General features: G+C 46.1%; 20 protein-coding genes. 7 read left to right on the top strand and 13 right to left on the bottom strand.

Features of this window, described 5'->3' with window-relative positions; translation table 11 throughout:
- Window positions 1–34: 34 nt before the first annotated feature.
- Complete coding sequence (gene guaA / locus CI959_RS13705; protein ID WP_022191716.1) at window positions 35–1,342, top strand: glutamine-hydrolyzing GMP synthase; 1,308 nt, start codon at window positions 35–37, stop codon at window positions 1,340–1,342.
- 166 nt (window positions 1,343–1,508) lie between these two features.
- Here the strand turns inward: guaA and CI959_RS13710 are convergent, their stop codons facing one another.
- The 8 genes from CI959_RS13710 to CI959_RS13745 all read right to left on the bottom strand — a co-directional run bounded on the left by CI959_RS13710 (window position 1,509) and on the right by CI959_RS13745 (window position 9,596).
- Window positions 1,509–3,020 carry an IS1182 family transposase gene (locus CI959_RS13710; protein ID WP_057317674.1) on the bottom strand — a complete coding sequence of 504 codons (1,512 nt, stop codon included), beginning with the start codon at window positions 3,018–3,020 and terminating at the stop codon, window positions 1,509–1,511.
- Window positions 3,021–3,195: 175 nt separating this feature from the next.
- Window positions 3,196–3,933 (bottom strand): DUF1080 domain-containing protein, encoded by a 738-nt coding sequence (locus tag CI959_RS13715; RefSeq protein WP_005854980.1) that lies wholly within the window; start codon window positions 3,931–3,933, stop codon window positions 3,196–3,198.
- Between the two features lie 109 nt (window positions 3,934–4,042).
- Window positions 4,043–4,741 carry a 16S rRNA (uracil(1498)-N(3))-methyltransferase gene (locus CI959_RS13720; RefSeq protein ID WP_005854983.1) on the bottom strand — a complete coding sequence of 233 codons (699 nt, stop codon included), beginning with the start codon at window positions 4,739–4,741 and terminating at the stop codon, window positions 4,043–4,045.
- Between the two features lie 31 nt (window positions 4,742–4,772).
- A complete protein-coding gene (locus tag CI959_RS13725; RefSeq protein WP_005854986.1) occupies window positions 4,773–6,089 on the bottom strand; it encodes a NupC/NupG family nucleoside CNT transporter in 1,317 nt (438 codons plus the stop codon).
- On the bottom strand, window positions 6,086–6,727 hold the full coding sequence (locus tag CI959_RS13730) for a bifunctional nuclease family protein (RefSeq protein WP_005854990.1): 642 nt from the start codon (window positions 6,725–6,727) through the stop codon (window positions 6,086–6,088). The genes CI959_RS13725 and CI959_RS13730 overlap by 4 nt, the downstream gene beginning before the upstream one ends.
- A gap of 72 nt (window positions 6,728–6,799) precedes the next feature.
- Entirely contained in the window at window positions 6,800–7,438 is a 639-nt protein-coding gene (locus CI959_RS13735) for a HAMP domain-containing sensor histidine kinase (protein WP_009018282.1), read from the bottom strand.
- A gap of 422 nt (window positions 7,439–7,860) precedes the next feature.
- Window positions 7,861–8,658: a M48 family metallopeptidase gene (locus CI959_RS13740; RefSeq protein WP_005854995.1), complete on the bottom strand. Its 798-nt coding sequence runs from the start codon at window positions 8,656–8,658 to the stop codon at window positions 7,861–7,863.
- An 8-nt stretch (window positions 8,659–8,666) separates the two neighbouring features.
- Window positions 8,667–9,596: a DUF5106 domain-containing protein gene (locus tag CI959_RS13745; protein WP_008780245.1), complete on the bottom strand. Its 930-nt coding sequence runs from the start codon at window positions 9,594–9,596 to the stop codon at window positions 8,667–8,669.
- A gap of 81 nt (window positions 9,597–9,677) precedes the next feature.
- Between CI959_RS13745 and CI959_RS13750 the strand changes: the two genes are divergently transcribed.
- From CI959_RS13750 to CI959_RS13775, 6 genes are all read left to right on the top strand, one after another.
- Window positions 9,678–10,565, top strand: coding sequence for a LysR family transcriptional regulator (locus CI959_RS13750; RefSeq protein WP_005855000.1), 888 nt, complete (start codon window positions 9,678–9,680; stop codon window positions 10,563–10,565).
- Between the two features lie 109 nt (window positions 10,566–10,674).
- Window positions 10,675–11,730 carry a YeiH family protein gene (locus CI959_RS13755; RefSeq protein WP_005855002.1) on the top strand — a complete coding sequence of 352 codons (1,056 nt, stop codon included), beginning with the start codon at window positions 10,675–10,677 and terminating at the stop codon, window positions 11,728–11,730.
- An 86-nt stretch (window positions 11,731–11,816) separates the two neighbouring features.
- Window positions 11,817–14,162 (top strand): transglycosylase domain-containing protein, encoded by a 2,346-nt coding sequence (locus CI959_RS13760; RefSeq protein WP_005855004.1) that lies wholly within the window; start codon window positions 11,817–11,819, stop codon window positions 14,160–14,162.
- Between the two features lie 230 nt (window positions 14,163–14,392).
- Window positions 14,393–15,958: a glycerol-3-phosphate dehydrogenase/oxidase gene (locus CI959_RS13765; RefSeq protein WP_005855006.1), complete on the top strand. Its 1,566-nt coding sequence runs from the start codon at window positions 14,393–14,395 to the stop codon at window positions 15,956–15,958.
- Between the two features lie 32 nt (window positions 15,959–15,990).
- Window positions 15,991–17,490 (top strand): glycerol kinase GlpK, encoded by a 1,500-nt coding sequence (gene glpK / locus CI959_RS13770; RefSeq protein ID WP_005855008.1) that lies wholly within the window; start codon window positions 15,991–15,993, stop codon window positions 17,488–17,490.
- A gap of 56 nt (window positions 17,491–17,546) precedes the next feature.
- Window positions 17,547–18,284 (top strand): MIP/aquaporin family protein, encoded by a 738-nt coding sequence (locus CI959_RS13775; protein ID WP_005855011.1) that lies wholly within the window; start codon window positions 17,547–17,549, stop codon window positions 18,282–18,284.
- On the opposite strand, the gene CI959_RS13780 is transcribed toward CI959_RS13775, so the two are convergent.
- The 5 genes from CI959_RS13780 to hypE are packed head-to-tail and all read right to left on the bottom strand — an operon-like array spanning window position 18,250 to window position 23,381.
- Window positions 18,250–18,729, bottom strand: coding sequence for a HyaD/HybD family hydrogenase maturation endopeptidase (locus CI959_RS13780; RefSeq protein WP_005855012.1), 480 nt, complete (start codon window positions 18,727–18,729; stop codon window positions 18,250–18,252). The genes CI959_RS13775 and CI959_RS13780 overlap by 35 nt on opposite strands.
- Window positions 18,726–19,463 (bottom strand): Ni/Fe-hydrogenase, b-type cytochrome subunit, encoded by a 738-nt coding sequence (cybH, locus tag CI959_RS13785; RefSeq protein ID WP_008773316.1) that lies wholly within the window; start codon window positions 19,461–19,463, stop codon window positions 18,726–18,728. Before cybH ends, CI959_RS13780 begins: the two co-directional genes overlap by 4 nt.
- A gap of 14 nt (window positions 19,464–19,477) precedes the next feature.
- Entirely contained in the window at window positions 19,478–21,199 is a 1,722-nt protein-coding gene (locus tag CI959_RS13790; RefSeq protein ID WP_005855015.1) for a nickel-dependent hydrogenase large subunit, read from the bottom strand.
- Window positions 21,200–21,214: 15 nt separating this feature from the next.
- Window positions 21,215–22,312, bottom strand: coding sequence for a hydrogenase small subunit (locus CI959_RS13795; protein WP_005855017.1), 1,098 nt, complete (start codon window positions 22,310–22,312; stop codon window positions 21,215–21,217).
- A 19-nt stretch (window positions 22,313–22,331) separates the two neighbouring features.
- Entirely contained in the window at window positions 22,332–23,381 is a 1,050-nt protein-coding gene (hypE, locus tag CI959_RS13800) for a hydrogenase expression/formation protein HypE (RefSeq protein WP_005855019.1), read from the bottom strand.
- Window positions 23,382–23,383 lie beyond the last annotated feature (2 nt).

Consider the following 23,383-nt stretch of genomic DNA (forward strand, 5'->3'; position numbering starts at 1 on the left):
ACAAAGTGTAAAATCAATAAAATTTAAAAGTCACATGAAGCAAGATATGATTGTTATCTTGGATTTAGGTAGTCATGAGAATACGGTGTTGGCTCGTGCTATTCGTGCGTTAGGCGTTTATAGTGAGATTTATCCGCATGACATCACGGTTGAGGAATTAAAAGCCTTGCCAAACGTGAAAGGTATCATTATCAATGGTGGCCCAAACAATGTTATCGACGGTGTAGCTATCGACGTGAATCCGGGTATTTACGAGATGGGCACTCCTGTAATGGCCGCAGGTCACGATAAGGCGTTGTGCGAGGTTAAATTACCGGAGTTTACGGATGATGTCGAGGCGATCAAGGGCGCTGTCAAGTCTTTCGTGTTCGATACTTGCAAGGCTGAGGCAAACTGGAATATGACGAATTTTGTCAATGACCAGATTGAATTGGTAAAGCGTCAGGTAGGGGATAAGAAAGTTCTGCTGGCCTTGTCTGGAGGTGTCGATAGCTCTGTAGTAGCCGCTTTACTTTTGAAAGCGATCGGCGATAAATTGGTTTGCGTGCATGTGAACCATGGTTTGATGCGTAAGGGCGAGTCCGAGGATGTCGTTGAGGTCTTCAAGAACCAGTTGAATGCCAATTTGGTGTATGTAGACGCTACCGATCGTTTCTTGAATAAGCTAGCTGACGTGGAAGATCCGGAGCAAAAGCGTAAGATTATCGGTGGTGAGTTTATCCGTGTATTTGAGGAAGAAGCTCGCAAATTAGATGGAATCGATTTCTTGGCTCAAGGAACGATCTATCCGGATATCGTGGAGAGTGGAACGAAGACGGCTAAGATGGTGAAATCCCATCACAACGTAGGTGGTCTGCCGGATGATTTACAGTTTGAGTTGGTTGAGCCTTTGCGTCAATTATTCAAGGATGAGGTTCGTGCTTGTGGCGTAGAGTTAGGTTTGCCTTATGATATGGTTTATCGCCAGCCGTTCCCCGGACCGGGTTTGGGCGTACGTTGCTTGGGTGCCATCACCCGTGATAGATTGGAAGCGGTACGTGAGTCGGATGCGATCTTACGGGAGGAGTTCAAGAACGCCGGATTGGATAAAAAGGTATGGCAATACTTTACGGTAGTACCCGACTTTAAGTCGGTTGGCGTACGTGATAACGCCCGTTCTTTCGAATGGCCCGTGATTATCCGTGCCGTCAATACGGTAGATGCCATGACCGCTACGATCGAACCGGTTGATTGGCCTATCTTGATGAAGATTACGGATCGTATTTTGAAAGAGGTGAAGAACGTGAACCGTGTATGCTACGATATGTCTCCGAAACCGAATGCGACAATTGAGTGGGAGTAATTAGGCTTACTTATTAAACAGATATAAAAAGGAGGCTGTCTCAAAATAAACTTGAGATGGCCTCTGTTGTTTTATTCCAAGTTGAAGTCTTTTGGATTTTTCTCTAAAGATGAATTTATAAGCTTACTTTTGAAGATTTCACTGTTTTTTTGTTACCATAACCTTCCTAAGAGGCTACTTTTGCAAGATTATGTGCTATTGCCAGCAGGCCGAACTCAATTTCAACCTTCTTAAGTCCACGAAGATTGAACCTCTTGAAGTGCTTGTTGTTCTTGAGGTTTCCAAATACTGCTTCCACATCCTGTGGTCGCTGACTGCGATATTTCAGACCTTCATCAGAAAGCAGCTTTTCACGTTCTTTTTCCTTGATTTTTCTCAGACGGTGATTTACCTGTACAATCCTTTCCGAACTGCTTTTATGACACCGGCATCTTAACGGGCAACCCTTGCAGTTGCGTGCCCTGTATCTTGATATGGTCTGCACAAAACCGTTGTCTGTTACCCGCCTTACATCAGATAGTCTTTCCATTCTCTGCCCCATAGGACAGTACATGCCGTCATTTTCCTCATTATAATAAAAGTTGGCAGAGAGAAACGGGTCGTTTCTGAAATTCCTTTTCTGTTCCTTATGAAAATAATTGTACTTTATGAAGGTTTCAATGTCATGCCCGAAAGCATACAGATAGTTCTCTTCACTTCCGTATCCTGCATCACAGACAGACACGTTAGGGTATCTGCCGTAAAGGGAATGGAAATCATCCATATGCAGAGGATAGGTGGAGGTATCGCCTGCACACTGATGGATGGTATAGTTCAGGATGAACTGTTTATTGGTACTTATCTGAGGATTATATCCGGGTTTAAGCTGTCCGTTCTTCATATGGTCCTCCTTCATGCGCATGAAAGTGGCATCATTGTCTGTCTTTGAGTAACTGTTGCGTCCGTCAAGTATCTTTCCCTGTGATTCATATTTCCTGAGTTGTTCAGGCCATGACTTCCTTACACGCCTTACCTTCGCTTTCACTTTCTTGTCAGCATCAACTCCATTCAGGGCATCGTCTATCTGCTCCAGTGCCTTTTCCACTTTCTCCGGGGTGATATCCTGATATGTAACCGGAGCTGAATCACGCAGTTCCTGTTTGGTAACGGATTCGGCATACTGCCATATCTCCTCAAGCTGTTCAGCTATTCCGGATATACGGGTATGTATGGACCTGCCCCAGACAAATGTATAACGGTTGGCGTTAGCCTCCATTTTCGTTCCGTCGGTAAATGCCACATCAAGACTTACAAAACCTTCTGACACGAGGAACTTTACAATAGTAGCGAAAACTGTCTTCAGTACATCCTTCAGACGGCTGCTGCGGAAACGGTTGATGGTATTATGGTCAGGAGTCACGTTGCCGGTAAGCCACATGAAGCGGATATCGTTACGACAGAACTCTTCGATGCGACGGCTGGAATAGATGTTACGCAAATAAGCATAGACAAGAATCTGAAGCATCATGCGTGGATGGTACGCAGAACAGCCTTTAGAGGAATACTTAAGGTAAAGTTCTTTAAGGTTTATCTGTTCAATGATACGGTGAACAACCCGGACCGGATCGTTCTGGGGTATAAAATCGCCTAAACATGGAGGTAAAAGCAGATTATCGTTGGATGTGTAACTTTTAAACATTATCTTTGGGATATCTTGATTTGATTCCCTAAGATACAAAAAATTAGGGAGACGGGCAAGTTCTGGCTGAGCGAAGTTAGAGCTTGCCTGATTTTTTTTGCAGACACAAAAAAGGCCATCTCAAACTTCTATTTGAGACAGCCTCTTTTTATTTATATACGATAGATTCGAAGAACTATTTTAGTTCACGGATCTTGATATTACGGAACCAGATCGGATAACCATGATCTTGCAGACCGATATAACCTTCTTTAGAGATACCTTCGGTAAAGCCCGGGAAGTTCTTGAATTTACTGTTAGCTACCAAATCATCCCACTCTTTGCTCCATAAAGTATACTCAACAACTTTCTTGCCATTTTGGGTATGCGTTACTTTTCCATCTTTTACACGGATTACGATCGTATTCCACTCGCCGGCAGGATTAACTGTTTTCGGATCTGCGGGAAGCATGTCATATAGAGAACCTGCTAAGTGGTTCGCTAATTTGTTGTCGGTTGCGTCCACGTTATCTAGTACCTGTACTTCGGGAGCCGCATAATAAATAGGTTTACCGGGTACCTCGCGTACATAATAGAAGATACCGGAGTTTCCCATCTTGCTCGCTTTCCAGTCTACCGAGAGCTCGAAGTTTTTGAATTTCTTGTTCTGGTAAAGGATATCGCCATTAGCGCCTTGTCCCGGTTTCTTACCTTCGCCGGTAAATACTTTCATGGCATTGTCTTCTATAACCCAGTTTGCGGGCATAGCGGTACCGTTACATTGGCGCCATCCAGAGAAGTCTTTTCCGTTGAATAATAATTCCCAGCCAGCTTTTTTTTCCTTCTTAGTCAATGTATTCGGAGTTTGAGCGAAACAGGGGATAGCCATAGCTATGGCCGAAAGAATCAAGAATGATTTGAACAACTTTTTCATGTTACTTAAATTGTTATTAGATTAGATTTGTTAATATCATTACAAATGTAGCAATTTGCTTAATAACCCTTATGAGGATTAACGTATTTTTAATGGAAATAGGATTATTCTATTGATTTAACACATGAATCGTATGGCAAGCCACTAGCGCGGCCGTTTCCGTACGCAGCCGGCTCTCTCCTAAAGAGATCGGCTCGAAGCCATTCTCTTGAGCCAGTTTGATTTCTTCCGGGCTAAAATCACCTTCCGGTCCGATGAGGATTAAGGCATTCTCTCCCGGCTGATACGTATGTTTTAATAGTGGCTTCTCGCCTTCCTCGCAATGGGCGATAAACTTACGCCCATCAAAGGGAGTGGCGACAAACTTCTTGAAATCTGTCATTCCTTCTAACGCCGGCAAAGTCGCTTTCTGGGATTGCTTCATGGCACTGACCAATATCTTCTCCAATCGAATCGGCTTGATCTCTTTACGCTCCGAGAAACGACAATTCAAACAGGTGATCGCATTGATCCCTATTTCCGTCGCTTTCTCCACGAACCACTCCATCCGGTCCATGTTTTTGGTAGGAGCTATGGCTATATGGAGATTGAAGTTCCAGAGATCGGGTTGTTTCCAACTCTCTAAGAGGGTCACCTCACAATGTTTGGGATGCGCCCGGCTAATAGCCGCTTTATAAAAAGAGCCTTGCCCATCCGTCAATACTATCTCATCGCCTTCACCTAGACGAAGTACCCGTATACAATGTCCTGCTTCTTCTTCCGGTAATTCCGGCTTGATAGCTATATCTGGTGTATAAAAAATCTGCATGACCATCTAATTTTCAATTCTCAATTTTCAATTACCCAAGGATCATACCAATTATAGTAGCCGATAGCACAGAGACCAAGGCTCCGCCGATCATAGCCGGTACGCCGATACGTGAAATTAATCCTCGTTTTTCTGGGGCTAATACGCCCAATCCGCCTAATAAGATACCGATAGACGATATATTAGCGAATCCGCAAAGGATATAAGTAGACATCAAGATCGATTTCTCATACATGAATAATCCGGCATCTTTCCATTGCTGTAATTGGAAATAGGCGACAAATTCGTTCAATATGGTCTTTTGTCCCAATAAAGAACCAACTAACATGATGTCTTGGCTGGGAACCCCGATCAACCACATGAAAGGAGAGGTGATTACGCCCAGTATAAATTGGAAGGTCAAGCCCTGCGCCTTACCGTCCGTAATCTTTACAATCCAGTCATTCAGTCCGGTATAACGCCCTATCACACCTTCCGTAATATAATTCGCTAACGCTACAAGGGATATGAATACCAATAACATCGCGGCAATATTCGTCATCAACTTTACGCCGGTAACCGTACCCGATGAGATGGCATCTAGAATATTCGAGTTCTCTTTTTCCTTGCCGGAGATAGCTACATGGTCCGTGGCTTCTTCCGTCTGCGGACAAAGCATTTTCGCTAAAACGATTGAACCCGGTACTGCCATTACGGAAGCCGAGAGCAAGTGAGTGGCGAATAAAACCTTCGCCGCCGGGTCTGTTCCTCCCAACATACCTATGTAAGTACCCATTACGGAACCGGCGATCGTACCCATTCCGGATACCATGACCAAAAATATCTCCGAACGATTCATCGTCGGCAGGTAATTCTTGATCAACACAGGAGATTCTGTCATTCCCATAAAAATATTACCGGCGGCCACTAATCCCTCCGAGCCGGATATATTCATGAATTTACGCAATACCCACGCAAAGGCACCGACTACTTTCTGGATAATCCCCCAATGGTAAAACATGGAAACCAAGGCGGAGAAGAAAATAACAATCGGTAGCGAATGAAGCAAGAAACTGAATCCTGCCGCTTTAGAGGCATACGGGCCTAATAAGAAAGTAAGACCGGCATCCGTGAAGTCCATCAACTTAACAAATATCTTGCCACATCCTTCCAATAGGCTTCCGACGAACGGCACATATAAAACCGCCAAGGCGAATACGATCTGCATGAACAAACCTCCACCTACTAATTTCCAATCGATCCGTTTACGGTCATAACTCATCGCATAGGCGATACCTAAAATCGTAATGATCCCAAGCAGACCTCTTAAAAGTGAGACCAGTCCGAATCCTCCTTGTTCTCCAATCATTTGTTTGTGTCCTCCTCTTCTTCTCGACGGCGCAACTCGTCTTTATACATTTTCGCGTATTCGTAATTTTCGTCCGCTATAGCGTCTTCCAATCGCTCGTTTATTTCTTGGATATCCAATAGGCTTAACCATTTCTTTAACTGGGCTTCGTCCTTAATCTCATCCGGTTCTAATTCTAATAAATTGTCATCCTCCTCCGGTTCGTCAGCGGGGATGGACAGGGTGTCTTCCAGTACGACACCGCATTCCTTTACAATCTCCTCGGAAGTAAAGATGTCGCAATTTACCCGAAGCGCTATGGCAATCGCGTCGGAAGTGCGAGAGTCCAGCTTTATCGAGCGCTCACCGTCGCTAAACTCTAATTCTGAGTAAAACACACCATCTTCGAATTTGTATATGTAAACTTCCTTAAGAATGACGTTGAAGGCTTGCGCAAAAGTGGCGAATAAGTCGTGTGTTAATGGACGAGGAGGTACGATATGCTCCAAAGCGATCGCTATAGACTGTGCTTCAGCGGTTCCTACGATGATTGGAATTCGCCGTGGACCATTTTCCTCTGCCAAAATTAACGCATAGGCCCCGGATTGAATTTGGCTGTTCGCTAATCCTTGAACCCTTAATTTTATTCTTGTACTCACAGATCTGAAATTTAAAATTGTATACAAAAGCAAAAGTAATATTATTTTCGGGATTATTGCGAATAAATGTGATTAATCACTTTCAGTGTGTTTGGGGTTAAGGGGAAGGATAATGGAAAAACGGCTTCCTTTTCCTATTTCGGACTCTACGGCGATATACCCATCGAAACGTTCGGCTATCACTTTGCAAATGGATAGTCCCAAGCCGGTACCTTTGGCGAATTCATCCAGTTTCGTGAAACGATTGAAAACGGCGTCTTGCTTTTCTTTCGGGATACCAATGCCGGTATCTTCTACGAAAATATGTACATGCCGCCCTTCCTCTCGGTATTCATAACCAATCAATATATATCCCTTTTGCGTGAATTTGATAGCGTTGCTAAGAAAGTTGGTAATCACTTGTGTCAACCGAAGCTTATCCGTGGGAATGGATATGCTTTTTTCCGGTATTTGCATACGAAGTTCTACGTTCTCCGGCATTAAAACTTGGAAAGTCTGGTAAATCGTGCTTATTAATTCATTTAGAGAATATTGCTGGAAAGAGAATGACATACGGCCCGATTCGATACGGGAAAGATCTAAGATATCATTGATAAGGTTCAATAACAGATCGCTGTTCGTATTGATTAACTCGGTAAAGTTTTCCCGTTCTGCCTTACTGAGCTCGATGTCTGTGTTCATAAGATTCGAGAATCCGACAATAGCGTTCAATGGAGTCCGGTTTATCGAATGTTCGTTTCAGTGTTTCATTAAAAATCGGGTAGGTATCTTTCTTTTGCTCAAAAGAATGGATAAGCACGATTTTCTTTTCTTCTTTTTCTTGGCAACCTAGGGTTAACAAAGAGACAAGAAATATGGATATGGCAAAAATTAAATATTTATGTGTGTGTTTCATGATTCTTAATAGATAGATCTTTTGCAAAGGTAGAAGTTTTTTTGACTATCAAAGCAAAAAAAAATGGTCATCCGTCACGGACAACCAATCTTCATTGCTAACCTTAAATCTAATACCATGAAAAACACGGTGCAAATATATAGTATTTTATGTTGTACAGCATGATTTCGTGGCGTAAATCCTTGATACGTTAGCTTTATTTTAATAATAGTCCGTCCTGCTAAAGGACCGTTAACAGTTATTGCTTGCTTTTCACGTACTCATCGGCCTTCTCTTTTACCCGATCGGCACGTTTTTGAGTCTCGGGATGGCTTGAGAACATCTGCATAAACTTGGACGATTTAGCTTCCGACTCACTCAGTTGTAACAATTTATTTAATGAGTTAGACATTCCGTACGGATCTCGCCCGTAATCTATACAAAACTGGAAACCGAATTCGTCCGCCTCATACTCTTGTTTCTGGGAATATTGAGCGCCAGCCAATGCCTGTGCCATGTCTCCCAGTTGAGAGTCGGTCAGTTTGGATACGGTTCCACTTACGGCTCCGGCGGCGTTTTTAGCGGCGGAGGTCAAGTAAGCGTTTTTCATGGCGTCTTTAGAGTCGGAATGAACGACGTGCCCGATCTCATGACCGATAACGGCGAATACCTCGTCATCGTCCATGATTTTCATCAATCCGCCACATACGCGTACACTTCCGTCTCCACAGGCGAAAGCGTTTACATCTACTACATTATATACTTTAAAGTTTAAGTCTAGGCCGGAAACTTTTTTTACATTGGCGGTCAAGCGTTCCAAGCGTTGTCCCATTTCCGTATCCGGGCCCGCTACCTCGTTATGAGTGTCCATCCATTGGATGTACTCTTTTGCCATTTTGGCTACATCCTCGTCGGATAGAGTAGCGGCATGCGCTACATCAGTCGCGGCATTAATCACTTTTTTCGTATTAATGGTCTTGCCGCCAATCTTGAATTGGGCGGAAACTGTTAGGCTCACTCCTGCTAAGAAAGCCAAGGACAATAAGATTTTTTTCATGTTTTAAATTAGTTAGTTGTTTGTGATAAATAATTTTCGATCTGTTGAAAAGTAGCATCTTTCAACAATACTTTCTTCTCTTTGTTCAATAGGTATAATGTGGGTATCGCTTTTAAGTCGTAGATCTCGTCGTTTTTAAGCGAAACACTTTTGTCGTATGAGTTGATCCAATCTTTAGGCATGACGGAAACGTGTTCTTTCCATGCGTCCAGATCCTCGTCCGGATAAACGGCTAAGATCTTTAGTTTGTTGCTTTTTGAAAATTCATTGATCAAGAAGGACGATTCCATTTGTCTGGTTATTTCTTGACAAGCATGACAGTCCGGATTATAGAAAAATAATAATAGATAATCCGCTTTTATATTGTATAATTTCCCGGTTTGTCCGTTCGCTAATGTGTACGTGAAATCGGTCGCAGGCGTCCCGATTCTGTTTTTTAATGCGAGCTCTAGCAAATGGGCGGGACGTATCTTTTCCACATCGCTTAATGACGAGGATTCGGTAAGATATTCCAATACCGCTATATACATTTCCTCATTCCTTAAGGGGGAGTTCGGGTCGTATAGATATTTCTCCATCATCTCGGAAAAGTACTGAAACATGGCACTGTCTTGTTCTGTTTGTTTCATCATCGCTTTTACGGAAGAAGACATAGCCGCAGGCGAGACATAGTTCATCAAATCTATATAGTTGGATAATGCCTGCTCGGTCACTTGAGGTTCATGGATATAGGTCGTATCCTTGAAGTCGAATTTATCCCAATAATGTTTCACTAAATATTCGGCCCTTTCCACCGGGTCTGTGATTAGGGTGGGGACTGAGACCATTTCAAAGGTGGGTGGCGCTACATTGGATTCTTCCGTTTTTTGATTGCGTTGACCACTGCATGCATTGACGGTCAACGTCAACAATAAAACATATAGATATTTCATATTCATTCATATATTTATGTTTCAATCCACAAATATATAGTATTATTTTTATCTTTGTTAAATTAAAACGGCAAAAGATAGAATATCATGGATTTTCGATTAAAAGTATTTCATAGCGTAGCTTGTAACCTAAGTTTCACGAAAGCGTCCCGGGAGTTGTTCATTAGTCAACCCGCTATTAGTAAGCATATCCATGAGTTGGAGGTTCAATATAAGACGCCTCTCTTTGAACGAACAGGTAGCCAGATCCGTTTAACTCGTGCGGGCGAGTTGTTGTTTTCGCATACCCATTCCTTATTGGCTTCGTATCGTCAATTGGATTTCGAGATGAATCTGTTGACAAATAATTTTCTGGGGGATTTACATTTAGGTGCCAGTACGACAATATCCCAATATGTTCTTCCGCCCGTGCTTGCTTTATTCATTAAGATGTTTCCGGATATACATGTATCTGTATTGAATGGGAATAGCCGGGATATAGAGTTGGCTTTGCGAGATGGAAAAATAACGTTAGGATTGGTGGAAGGGACTACCCGTCAAAATACGATGCATTATATACCTTTTATGAAGGATGAGTTAGTGGTTGTCACTCATGTAGGGTCTAAGTTGGCTGCTTATGACGAACTGACGTTGGAACAACTTTGTGCTTTGCCCGTAGTACTTCGTGAAAACGGCTCCGGTACGCTTGAGGTCTTGGAGGGGGCTTTAGCAAAACACCAGATCAAACTGTCGCAATTGAACGTATTATTGCAGCTAGGTAGTACGGAGAGTATCAAATTATTCTTGGAAAATTCCGATGCTTTGGGAATTCTTTCTATTCGGGCGGTGACACGTGAGCTGATGGCTGGACGTTTGAAAGTGATAGATATTGAGGGCTTTAAGGCCGAACGAACTTTCTCCTTTGTGGAGCCGCAGGGACAGAACAGCGGTATGGAAGAAAGTTTCATGCGTTTTGCCAGTCAACATTGGCAATAACTTTAGGTTATTCGCTATAAAAACTTGTGAAGTAAGGGATCGGATGAAAATATGTACTTTCGCGAACGAAATCAAATGATGATATGTTGTACTAAATAAATCAATAATTATGTTTAGCGAAAAACGAGGTAACGTATTACATGGTGTCTTGCTGATAGCCCTTTTCTCTTGTTCCGCATTCTATATCGCGGAGTTCCAGTTTGTTAAACAAATGTCATTCAGTCCGCTGATTGTCGGTATTATTTTAGGTATGTTATACGCCAACAGCCTGAGAAACCATTTGCCGGAGACGTGGGTTCCGGGTATCCTGTTTTGTACTAAGCAAGTACTTCGTGCGGGTATCGTACTATATGGGTTTAAGCTGACCTTCCAGAGCGTGATTGCGATCGGCCTTCCGGCAATCCTGATCGATATGGTGATCGTGGTGCTTACCATCTTGATCGGTGTTTGGGTGGGACGATTGATGAAAATGGATAAAGACCTTGCTTTACTGACTGCCACGGGTAGCGCTATTTGCGGGGCTGCCGCGGTATTGGGCGCTGAACCGGTCGTGAAGTGCGAGGCTCATAAGACGGCGGTTGCCGTATCGACAGTCGTGATTTTCGGTACGCTTTCTATGTTTATTTATCCGGTGATGTATCGTGCGGGTATTCTTGATTTAGACCCGGAGCAAATGGGACTTTATACGGGTGCGACCTTGCATGAGGTAGCTCATGTGGTAGGAGCCGGTAACGCTATGGGAAAGGAAATTTCGGATGCGGCTATTATCGTGAAAATGATTCGTGTGATGATGTTAGCTCCTGTGCTAGTGGTCATGAGTTTCATGTTGGCTCGAACCGCCGTGAATTCCGTGGTTAACGGGGGGAGGAATGGCGGAGGCGTTGCCCCTTCTCGTGGTAAGATCACTATTCCTTGGTTTGCGTTTGGTTTCTTGGCCGTGATTGGTTTCAATTCGCTCGACTTGCTTCCTCATGCGGTTGTAGATGGGATCAATCAGGTAGATACATTCATGCTGACAATGGCCATGACTGCTCTTGGTACGGAGACAAGTATCGAGAAATTTAAGAAAGCTGGCGCTAAGCCCTTTGTTTTGGCCACTATTTTATATGTTTGGTTACTAGCTGGTGGTTATTTGTTGGCGAAATATGTGCCTCAACTTGCATAAGATCGTATTTTCCTCTATTTTTGTGATCTTAAATAGGTCGTTGTGGATAAGATGAGTCTCTTATCCATACCGTGAAATATAAAAAGATGGCATCAAAGATTACAAAAGGTATCCTTATTTCTTGTTGGATAGTATACCTCGCTATATTAGGGGCGGTGGTAATGGTGTTTATGGCGATAGCGAATGGTTCAATTGGTTATATGCCTCCGGTGGAACAATTGGAGAACCCGATTGATAAATATGCTTCCCAAGTTATCTCCTCGGACGGAAAGGCGTTGGGAGCCTATGCGCATAGCAAAGACAATCGTATTTACGTGAATTATGAGGATCTTTCGCCGGATTTGGTGAAAGCCTTGATCGCTACCGAGGATATCCGGTTCGCCGAACATAGCGGTATCGATGCGCAGGGTTTGTTTCGTGCTATCGTGAAGCGGGGTATCTTGATGCAAAAAAGCGGTGGTGGCGGTAGTACCATTACCCAGCAATTAGCGAAGCAATTATTCTCGCCGAGTGCCGATAATATGATGGAACGTCTTTTCCAGAAACCGATCGAATGGGTGATCGCGGTTCAATTGGAACGTTATTACACAAAGGAAGAGATTATAAATATGTATCTGAATAAGTTTGACTTCTTGTACAATGCCGTGGGAATCCAATCCGCGTCTCGTGTGTATTTTGGAAAGACCCCTAAAACCTTGAAGATCGAGGAAGCCGCCACGTTGGTAGGCATGTGCAAGAACCCTTCTTATTTCAATCCGGTTCGCCATAACAAGCGTACCATCGGCCGTCGTAATACGGTTTTGGAGCAGATGGAAAAGGCCGGGTACATAACCAAGGCGGAATGTGATTCGTTGAAGGCTTTACCCTTGGTCGTACATTTTACCCGTATGGACCATAAAGACGGTTTGGCTCCTTACTTCCGTGAATACCTTCGTCTGACAATGACCGCGAAGAAACCGGAGCGTAAGGATTACGCCTCTTGGCAATCTCAGAAATTCAGTGAGGACTCATTATCTTGGGCGACGAATCCATTATATGGATGGTGTAACAAAAATAAAAAAGCCGACGGGGAATACTATAATCTTTATACGGATGGCTTGAAAATCTATACGAGTATCGATTCCCGTATGCAGAAATATGCGGAAGACGCTGTCCGTGAACATATGAGTAAAGATCTTCAACCGGCTTTCTTCCGGGAAAAGAAGGGACGTAGCTATGCTCCGTTCTCAAGAGACGTAAGTGTCGGTCAAGTAGACACGATGTTGATGCGTGCGATGCACCAGACAGATCGTTACCGGGCGATGAAAAAGAGTGGAATGGCTGAGGCCGATATGCGCAAGGAGTTTGAGAAGCCTGTCGATATGCGTGTGTTTAGTTGGGATGGTCCGATCGATACGATCATGTCTCCCTTGGATTCGATTCGTTATCATAAGAGTTTCTTGCGTACGGCGTTTATGTCGATGGACCCTCGCACCGGGCAGGTCAAGGCATATGTAGGTGGTATTGACTATAATGACTTCCAATATGATATGGTGAATGGCGGTCGCCGTCAGATCGGTTCTACCATGAAACCGTTCCTTTATTCGTTGGCGATGATCGAGGGGATCAGCCCTTGCGACCAGATGCTACATGTGCAGCAGCAGTTGATGGACGAGAACGGTCGTTTGTGGGTTCCCCGTAACGCCAGCGCGAAGCGAATCGGCGAGATGGTTACGATCAAGTGGGGATTACAGAACTCGGATAACTGGGTAACCGCTTATCTGATGAGCCAGCTCTCACCTTATACGTTTGTTCGTTTGCTTCATTCTTTCGGCTTGAAGAATCATATCGATCCTGTTATCTCGGTCTGTCTGGGTACTCCGGATGTATCGGTGGGTGAGATGGTCGGGGCCTATACGGTATTTGCCAACAAGGGCATCCGGGTAGAACCTTTATTCGTGACCCGTATAGAAGATTCATATGGAAATACAATCGCGAACTTTACCCCACAGATGAGTGAGGTGCTGACGGAAGATGCTTCCTATAAGATGCTACATATGTTGAAAAGCGTAATCGACGGTGGTACCGGAGGACGTGTACGTTTCCGCTACGGTATCAAGGCGGAGATGGGTGGTAAGACCGGAACGACCCAGAATAACTCCGACGGTTGGTTCATGGGATTTACGCCTAGCTTGGTTTCCGGCTGCTGGGTAGGCGGCGAGGACCGTTCCATCCATTTCGACCGCTTGGCGGAAGGGCAGGGAGCGAGTATGGCGTTACCGATTTACGCCCTTTATATGCAAAAGGTTTATAAAGATAAAACGTTAGGCTACTCGGAAGACGAGACTTTCGAGATCCCCGAGAAATACGCAAACCCATGTAGCGAAGGTGGGGAGGAAGATAGCCCCACGACCCCACCGGATACGGGAGGCATCGATAAGATGTTTGAGTGATAATAATCAGACTATTACAGTTTTTTTTAATTCCCCGTAAGGAAAACTTTTGTTTCCCTATAGCAAAACAAAAGTTTCTTCAGCAGGAAACTTTTGTTTCTTCCAATAGAAACTGCAGTTATCTTTATGGAAAACAGAAAGCGCTACTGATCCTTTTTCCCAAATCCTTTGTTATACTAAGAATTAATGGTTAGATTTGTGACTGTTAATCTTAATAAAGGAGGAGCTATATGGACCGTAGTAAAATGATTTCTCAGTTGGAAGACCCGTCTGAAGTCTTTGATTTTCTTGTGATTGGAGGAGGAGCTACCGGCATAGGTATCGCTCTGGATGCTTCGACAAGAGGATATAGAGTCGCCTTATTCGAACAATCGGACTTTACGAAAGGAACTTCCAGCCGTAGTACGAAGTTGGTCCATGGCGGTGTCCGTTATTTGGCGCAAGGAGATGTCTCCTTGGTTCTGGAAGCTTTGCGCGAACGAGGCCTGCTACGCCAGAACGCTCCCCATTTGGTAAAAGATCAAACCTTCTTAATCCCTTGTTATCGTTGGTGGGAAGGCCCGTTTTATACGATAGGCCTGATCCTATATGATGTGATGGCCGGAAAATTAGGTCTGGGACGTTCGGTTTGTATCGGTCCGAAACGGGCGCTCCGTACCATTCCGATGCTTCGTCCGAAAGGGATGACCGCCGGGGTGCTTTATCACGACGGCCAGTTCGATGATTCCCGCCTTGCGATTAATATGGTCCGCAGCTCTATCGACGCTGGCGCTTGTATCTTGAACTATGCGAAAGTCATAGGGCTTCTGAAGGATGGCGACCGCAAAGTATCCGGCGTTACGGTTCGAGATGAGGAGACCGGTACGGTTTATCAAGTAAGATCCCGTTGCGTGATCAATGCTACCGGTGTCTTCGCCGATGAGATCTTGCAAATGGACGAGCCGGGTAAACGCCCGACCGTTCGCCCCAGCCAAGGAGTCCATTTGGTATTGGATTCCTCTTTCTTGCAAAGTGATTGCGCCATTATGATTCCTAAGACATCGGATGGACGTGTGTTGTTCGCCGTACCTTGGCATGATAAAGTCGTGGTAGGGACAACGGATACCTTGATGGAATCGCCGGAAAAGGAGCCGGTAGCCTTAGAGAAAGAAATCCAATTTATACTCGATACGGCCGCTAATTATTTGACCCGGCCACCCAAGCGAAGCGATGTCTTATCCGTGTTTGCGGGGCTTCGTCCGCTCGCCGCTCCCCGTAGCGAAGGTAAAAAGACAAAAGAGATATCACGTAGCCATAAATTGATCCGGGAGAAATCCGGCTTGATCACCATTATCGGAGGCAAATGGACAACCTACCGGAAAATGGCCCAAGATACCCTAGACCTAGCGATACGTTACATGCATATTCCTACAAAAGATTGTATTACCGAGCGTTACCAAATCCATGGTAGCCGGAAGAATCCGGATTTCTCCGATCCTTTATACGTATATGGTACGGATGCCGACGAAATCCGTAACTTAGTGGCCTCTTCCCCCGCCATGGCGGAGAAGTTGCATCCGGACTATGCCTATACGGTAGGAGAGGTAACTTGGCTGGTCCGTAATGAGATGCCTCGTACTTTGGAGGATGTATTGGCCCGCCGTTTGCGTATCTTATTCTTAGACGCACGGGCGGCGATGGCGATGGCTCCTAAAGTAGCGGGGATTCTGGCTACGGAATGGGGGAAGGACGAGACTTGGACCTCTGCTCAGGTAAAGGCGTTTAATGAGGTTGCCTCGAATTATATACTGAATTGACAAATTGATAAACGATACTAATATAGAAGGATATGAATTTTCGAAATAAATATGTGTTGGCGATTGATCAGGGAACCACTAGCTCCCGGGCTATCCTGTTTAATCATCAAGGAACTATTATTACGTTGGCTCAGAAGCCATTCCAACAGTATTTCCCGAAACCGGGCTGGGTAGAGCACGACCCGAATGAGATTTGGTACACCCAATCGTCTGTCATCAAGGAGGCGATGGCAAAAGCGGATGTCACGGATAGCCATATCGCCTGTATCGGAATCGCTAACCAACGGGAGACTACCATCATCTGGGACCGGGAGACTGGCTTTCCCGTATACAATGCGATCGTATGGCAGGATCGCCGTACGGCGGATTATTGCGAGGAACTTAAATCCCAAGGCTGGGCGGAACGTATCCTGCAGAAGACCGGGTTGGTGATCGACGCTTATTTCTCCGCCACGAAGATAAAATGGATATTGGATAACGTAAAGGGTATCCGGGAGCGTGCGGAGCGGGGAGAACTATGCTTCGGAACGGTAGATACTTGGCTGGTTTGGAAACTTACCCGGGGCGCTCAATTCATTACGGATGTGACGAACGCTTCCCGTACCATGCTTTTCAATATCCGTACTTTGCAATGGGACCAAGAGTTATTGGACTTGTTTACGATACCTGCCTCGATGTTACCGCAAGTGAAAGCCTGTAGCGAGGTTTACTGCGAGACATCAACTCCTATTTTTAAGAAAGGCATTCCGGTATCCGGTATGGCCGGCGACCAACAGGCGGCTCTGTTCGGCCAGCTCTGCGTAGAGGATGGTATGATCAAGACAACCTACGGAACCGGCTGCTTTATGATCCTGAATACCGGTAAGGAACCCGTTCTTTCCCAGAATAACCTATTGACAACGATCGCATGGAAATTAGGGGATCAGACGACCTATGCGCTGGAAGGTAGTGTCTTTGTGGGAGGTGCCGTCGTTCAATGGTTGAGGGATGGGATCGGCCTGATTCCGAATGCCTCGATTACGGAGCAAATGGCGAAATCCGTCAGTGATAATGGGGGCGTTTATTTTGTGCCGGCGTTAACAGGCTTGGGTGCGCCGTATTGGGATCAATACGCACGTGGCGCTATTATCGGGATTACCCGCGGAACTACGGCGGCCCACTTGACCCGTGCGGCTTTGGAGGGCATCTGCTATCAAGTATATGATGTATTGATGGCCATGGAAAACGATATTCACGCCAAGCCGAAAGAGATTCGGGTAGATGGCGGTGCTATCGCTAATAACTTCTTGATGCAATTCCAGTCCGATATCTGCCGCTGTCCGGTCGTACGTCCGAATGTATTGGAGACGACTGCTTTGGGAGCCGCTTATTTGGCGGGCTTGGCGATCGGCTATTGGAAGGATATCGATGAACTGAAAGAACAATGGTGCTTGGATAAGGTCTTTAACCCACAAATGAAAGAGGATACCGCCCGTAAATTATTGAACGAATGGCATAAGGCGGTGGGGCGTTCTCAGAATTGGGCTGAATAATGAAAATCATCTTATAGGCAGATTAACAAGTTAACAAATTCTTAAATTATTATCTTATGTCTCCATTTTTAGCGGAATTATTAGGGACTATGCTCTTGATCCTGATGGGAGGAGGAGTTGTAGCGAATGTCTGTTTGTCGAAAACAAAAGGCAATGGAGCGGGCTGGATAGCGATAACGACCGCTTGGGCTTTAGGCGTATTTATCGGTGTTGTGGTAGCCGGCCCTTATAGTGGCGCACATTTGAATCCGGCGGTATCGATCGGCTTGGCGATCGGAGGGACTTTCCCTTGGTGTGATGTATGTACTTATATAGCCGGGCAAATGATAGGTGCCGCTTTGGGCGCTTTATTGGTCTGGCTGGTTTATAAGGATCACTTCAACGCTACGGATGATCCGGATGCGGAATTAGGCGTATTCTGTACGAGTCCTGCTATCAAAGATTATCCAATTAATTTCTTAGGTGAGATGATCGGTACGTTCGCCTTGATGTTTGTCGTATTTTTTATAACGGACGGAGAACTAACCTACGAAAGCAATAGTACCTTGCCGATAGGTTTAGGTTCGGTAGGTGCCATTCCGGTAGCGTTTACGGTCTGGGTAATCGGCCTTTCCTTAGGTGGAACTACCGGTTACGCGATTAACCCTGCCCGTGATTTAGCTCCCCGGTTCATACACTTTATTTTGCCGATCAAGGGAAAAGGCAGCAGCCATTGGGAGTATGCTTGGGTACCTGTTTTAGGGCCGATAGCTGGGGCCGCTATTGCCGGTATGCTCTATTATGTATTGAAATAATCTCTTGTATCATCCGGATCACTTTCGGAACCGCCGCTTTTACCTCGGGTGTCAGATCCATTCCGACCTCGTTGATATTGAGGGCGGAGATGACAATGAGATGGGTTTCCGGGAGATCGTCGGTCAGGATCATGGCGTCGATCATATCTTTTAGACCGATCTCGTGGGCGCTCATAAGCGGGGGAAAGTCGGTAGCGTAACGAGGTTGGATCAGACGGACGGTGCCCGGAGGGTTATTATCCAGCGTGGCATCGATCATGATGATACGGTCATATCCTTGCAGCCAACTTAATAAATGAAGCCCTCCCGTGCCCCCGTCCATCAAATGGACGTGAGCCGGGAGCTTCTCGTTTTCTAAAGCCTTGATAACGTGTATGCCTACCCCTTCGTCTTTCAGCAATAAATTGCCTACTCCTAATACTAATGTTTCCTTCTCCGCTTTCATCCTTTTTTAGCGATCTTAGTGATAGTCTCGGCAGTCTCGGTTACCTCTTCCTTGTCCGCTATGTCTTCCTCGATAAACTTCCAGCCACCGATGATGGACGAAGTCTCGCCACGTTGCTCGATATAGTCATGATAAAATACCAGATAAATATGAACGATAGCGAAAAGGATGAAGAACCACATCAGGAAATGATGGATCTGGCGAGCCATCAAATCCCCGCCCATCAAGGGAACTGTCCATGCGAACAGTTGCGGGAAGAAGGACTGGCTCATCTTCGCGTACAGGCCGAATCCTGTGATACTTTGTAACAAAAATGCCCAGAAAGTTCCGAAATAAATCAAGCTAGCCAAGGCGTTATGCCCGATACTGTCTACCGGTTTGTTCTTAATCATCAAGATATCTACCTTGATCACCTCCAATACCTCTTTCCATTGGGATTTCTTTAAAGGGATGAAGTTATTCCATCTGGCATAACGATTCCCGACGAATCCCCAATAAAGCCGGAATACGAAATTGAAGAAGAATACGAACGCTGTTACGAAATGGATAAACCGAACCACGCCGAACCAATAGCTGAAATAAGCCTCCGAAGCGGACATGATTGCGGGAGGATCGGCGATGATAAAGCCTGTCACGCAGAGTATGACGATACAGAGCGCATTCACCCAATGATAGATACGTACGGGTAATTCCCATACATACACTTCTCTTAAACGTTTCTTACGACTCTTCATGGCTCTATTGTTTTTTAGAATGTATCAACTTGGTGCACATATTTTCCTTCCTCGTCATACAGATGCACGGCACAAGCCAGACAAGGATCGAAAGAGTGGATCGTCCGAAGAATCTCTAGGGGTTGCTTCGGATCGTATATCGGCGTACCGATCAAAGCGGATTCGTAGGCGGACAATACGCCGTTCTCATCCCTCGGTGAGGCGTTCCAAGTAGTAGGCACTACCATCTGGTAGTTCTTTACCCGGTTCTTGTCGATCACGATAAAATGGGCTAATGCTCCACGGGGAGCTTCGGCCAATCCTACGCCTTGCTCATGATCGGGCCAGTTCTCCCGTTCCCATTCGGCACTGTTTGCCATCCGGGAATCCCCGTTCTCGAGGTTCTTGATCAATTGGTTGAAAAACTCAAGGGCCCAGTCTGCTGCCATTCTACATTCCAATCCACGAGCGGCGGTACGTCCTAGGGTAGAGAATAAAGCATCTACCGGTAAGTCAAGCTGACGTAAAGTCTCGTCTACGATACTCTTTTGGGGTTCCTTCCCTGCGGCGTAAGCTACGATCAAACGGGCTAACGGACCCACTTCCATTGGTTCCTGTTTCCACCGTGGCGTCTTGATCCAACTATATTTATCCTCTACGTCCAATAACTTATAGGGGGGACGAGGGCCAGTATATTCCAGATGGGTCTCTCCCTCGTAGGGATGCAAACCGGCTTTGTCTCCTTGCGTGTATTTATACCATGAATGATAAATGTACTCCTTGATTTCTTCCGGGGAGTTAGCGTCTACGGGATGTACCTTGCTAAGGTCACGATCCAAGACGATTCCTCTGGGGATCTTATAACTTTCCACTTCCCCGAGATCGAACACCGGGTAGTCTCCGTAAGACAAATAGTTTCGTACGCCTCCGCCAATCTTACTCCATTTGTCTTTATAGACGTTGGCGATCATCAATAAATCTGGGATATACACTTGATTAATGAAAGTTTTCGCCTCCTCTAGTTTCTGCTTTACCAGAGCGAGTCGATCTGCGTTGATCGCATTGGCCTCATTTAAGTCGATGCTGCAAGGCATACCGCCTACGATATAGTTTGGATGCGGATTCTTGCCCCCGAACACAGCGTGTACCTTGACGACCTCTTTCTGCCATTCCAATGCGTCCAGATAATGGACGGTAGCGATAAGGTTCTGTTCCGGCGTAAGTTTATAGTCCGGATGTCCCCAATACCCATTGGCGAATATACCAAGCTGCCCGCTGGCAACGAACTTCTTTAGTCGTTCTTGAGTGGCGGTGAAATACCCCTCGGTATTCTTTGCCCATGGAGAAAGTTGCTGGGCAAGTAAAGCGGCGGCTTTTGGATCGGCTTTTAAGGCGGATACCACATCTACCCAATCCAATGCATGCAATTGATAGAAATGCACCGTATGGTCATGCATGTACAATACGGCTTGCATGATATTACGAACCATACTGGCGTTGGGAGGGATCACGATACCCCGTGCGTTCTCGACCGCCCGTACCGAGGCAAGCGAGTGGATGGAAGTACATACGCCGCAAACACGGCCTACGAAAGCCCATACATCCCGGGGATCCCGGTCTTTTACGATATTCTCGATGCCCCGCACCATAGTACCCGAGCTATAAGCGTTCTTGATCGTGCCACCTTCTATTTCAGCCTCTACCCGCAGGTGGCCTTCTATACGGGTAATGGGGTCTATGACAATTCTTTCTGACATGATAGTAGTGTTTTATTAGATCGTAGATTTACTTTCCGGCTCATCATTGTCGATAAGCTCTTTTTTCCGTATGTTAGTTGCTACGGCATGTACGGCGATACCGGCGGCGGTAGCGGCTCCTAGAGCCAGACCGATCTGATCCGCCGTGGCCTCGATACCGAATCCGTGTATATCGGGCATACGTTTATAGAACGGGCTGTTGTCCCAGAAATTCTCCTCGCTGCAACCCAAACAGGGGTGACCGCTCTGGATCGGGTAACTGGTGCCCTCGTTCCATTTGATGATACCGCACGAGTTATAGGTGCTCGGACCTTTGCATCCCACTTTATACAAGCAGTAGCCATGCTTGGCGTTCTCATCGTCGAAGCTCTCCACGAACAAGCCGGCGTCGAAATTCGCACGGCGGTAGCACGTATCATGTACTCGGCGGGAGTAGAACATCTTCGGACGGCCCAATCCGTCCAATTGCGGCATGCGTTCGAAAGTCAACATATAAATAATGACACCCGCCATCACGTCGGCGATCGGAGGACAGCCTTGTACATTAATAATAGGTTTACCTTTGATGACTTTATGAATACCTTTAGCGCCGGTAGGATTCGGGTTCGCCGCTTGCACGCAACCGGCGGAAGCGCAGTTGCCCCAAGCGATGATCGCTTTAGCTCCTGCGGCGGCCTCTTCGGTGATCTGCAAGGCACTCTTGCCGCCTACGCAACAATAAGCCTCGTCCTTGGTAGGTAGCGACCCCTCGATCATCAGTAGATAATTGCCGTAATACTTTTTCATGGTCTCTTCCTTAGCGGCCTCGGCCTGTTCGCCGGCGGCGGCCATCAGCGTCTCGGTATAGTCTAGGGAAATCTTGTCTAACAACAAGGTCGCCACGATCGGGTGGGCGGCACGGATAAACGATTCGGTACAACAGGTACATTCCTGTAGGTGTAGCCAGATGATCGGAAGGCGGGGTTTCGTCTCCAAGGCATTTACTACCTGTGCCACTCCCGAAGCCTCCAATCCCATAAGGGCGGCCATGGTGGTACAGAACTTCAGGAAGTCCCGGCGGGAGATGCCTTTCTGACGGCACTCTTCGTAAACGGACGGTCTTTTATTTTCCATATCTCAGCAATTAAGTATTCTAACAAATACGGGGGAGTTGTTCCCCGCTTAGCATATCGATGATCCGGTAGTTACCGTATAATGTCTTCATCTTGACCCGGGCTTGCTCTCCGCTTTGCTTGGTGATACGACCGATAACGGTCGCTTGCCTGCCCTCCTCGAAACCTCTCATAAGGGGTAACGCTTGTTCCGCACGGCTTTCCGGCAGGATCACAAGAACTAATCCTTCGTTCGCTATATAGAGCGGGTCTAATCCTAGCATCTCGGATGCGGCACGTACCGCTTCAGGAATAGGCAGGGCGTCTTCGTCCAGCAGGATATCCACACCAGCGTCTTGGGCGATCTCGTTGAGGGTTCCGCTTACGCCACCTCGGGTGGGATCACGTAAGACATGTACCTCTCCTATAGTATGTAACAGCTCAGAAATCATAATGTTTAGCGAAGCGGTATCACTTTTTAGATCCGTCTCGAATCCCAAGCTTTCCCGTGCGGAAAGGATCGTGATACCATGTAGACCAATCGGGCCGCTACAAATGACGACATCGCCGGGAGTGGCTTGGTCTGGGGCGATTCGTATGCCCGGAGGGACGATCCCGATCCCACTGGTGTTGATAAACAATTTATCGCACTTGCCCCGTTCCACCACTTTTGTGTCCCCGGCTACGATCTGTACGCCGGCACGCTCCGCCGCACGTTTCATGGATTGTACGATACGCTGAAGATCTGCTAGAGGCAAGCCCTCTTCCAGTATAAACCCGGCGGTCAGATACAAAGGACGGGCACCGCAACAAGCCAGATCGTTAACGGTCCCGTTGATCGCCAGATCACCGATATCTCCTCCGGGGAAAAAGATCGGGTCTACCACGAAGGAGTCGGTAGAGTAGGCCAGTCGCCCTTCTTCCATAAGAAACACGCATCCGTCATGATCCTGCTCCAATAATGGGTTCCGGAAAGCCGGATAAAATACTTGGCTGATCAGTTGGTGTGTCATGCGTCCTCCCCCTCCGTGCGCCAGTAGCACACGGTCTGAGTCGGTAAAAGGAATCGGGCAATTCAAGTGTATATCCATAT

The organism is Parabacteroides sp. AT13, from assembly GCF_002272965.1.
Classification (GTDB): domain Bacteria; phylum Bacteroidota; class Bacteroidia; order Bacteroidales; family Tannerellaceae; genus Parabacteroides; species Parabacteroides distasonis.

What these genes read in the sequence shown, in the direction of transcription:
- guaA (WP_022191716.1), top strand. Translation starts at nt 35, where the DNA reads ATGAAGCAAGATATGATTGTTATCTTGGATTTAGGTAGTCATGAGAAT.
- CI959_RS13710 (WP_057317674.1), bottom strand. Translation starts at nt 3,020, where the DNA reads ATGTTTAAAAGTTACACATCCAACGATAATCTGCTTTTACCTCCATGT.
- CI959_RS13715 (WP_005854980.1), bottom strand. Translation starts at nt 3,933, where the DNA reads ATGAAAAAGTTGTTCAAATCATTCTTGATTCTTTCGGCCATAGCTATG.
- CI959_RS13720 (WP_005854983.1), bottom strand. Translation starts at nt 4,741, where the DNA reads ATGCAGATTTTTTATACACCAGATATAGCTATCAAGCCGGAATTACCG.
- CI959_RS13725 (WP_005854986.1), bottom strand. Translation starts at nt 6,089, where the DNA reads ATGATTGGAGAACAAGGAGGATTCGGACTGGTCTCACTTTTAAGAGGT.
- CI959_RS13740 (WP_005854995.1), bottom strand. Translation starts at nt 8,658, where the DNA reads ATGAAAAAAATCTTATTGTCCTTGGCTTTCTTAGCAGGAGTGAGCCTA.
- CI959_RS13745 (WP_008780245.1), bottom strand. Translation starts at nt 9,596, where the DNA reads ATGAATATGAAATATCTATATGTTTTATTGTTGACGTTGACCGTCAAT.
- CI959_RS13750 (WP_005855000.1), top strand. Translation starts at nt 9,678, where the DNA reads ATGGATTTTCGATTAAAAGTATTTCATAGCGTAGCTTGTAACCTAAGT.
- CI959_RS13755 (WP_005855002.1), top strand. Translation starts at nt 10,675, where the DNA reads ATGTTTAGCGAAAAACGAGGTAACGTATTACATGGTGTCTTGCTGATA.
- CI959_RS13760 (WP_005855004.1), top strand. Translation starts at nt 11,817, where the DNA reads ATGGCATCAAAGATTACAAAAGGTATCCTTATTTCTTGTTGGATAGTA.
- CI959_RS13765 (WP_005855006.1), top strand. Translation starts at nt 14,393, where the DNA reads ATGGACCGTAGTAAAATGATTTCTCAGTTGGAAGACCCGTCTGAAGTC.
- glpK (WP_005855008.1), top strand. Translation starts at nt 15,991, where the DNA reads ATGAATTTTCGAAATAAATATGTGTTGGCGATTGATCAGGGAACCACT.
- CI959_RS13775 (WP_005855011.1), top strand. Translation starts at nt 17,547, where the DNA reads ATGTCTCCATTTTTAGCGGAATTATTAGGGACTATGCTCTTGATCCTG.
- CI959_RS13780 (WP_005855012.1), bottom strand. Translation starts at nt 18,729, where the DNA reads ATGAAAGCGGAGAAGGAAACATTAGTATTAGGAGTAGGCAATTTATTG.
- cybH (WP_008773316.1), bottom strand. Translation starts at nt 19,463, where the DNA reads ATGAAGAGTCGTAAGAAACGTTTAAGAGAAGTGTATGTATGGGAATTA.
- CI959_RS13790 (WP_005855015.1), bottom strand. Translation starts at nt 21,199, where the DNA reads ATGTCAGAAAGAATTGTCATAGACCCCATTACCCGTATAGAAGGCCAC.
- CI959_RS13795 (WP_005855017.1), bottom strand. Translation starts at nt 22,312, where the DNA reads ATGGAAAATAAAAGACCGTCCGTTTACGAAGAGTGCCGTCAGAAAGGC.
- hypE (WP_005855019.1), bottom strand. Translation starts at nt 23,381, where the DNA reads ATGGATATACACTTGAATTGCCCGATTCCTTTTACCGACTCAGACCGT.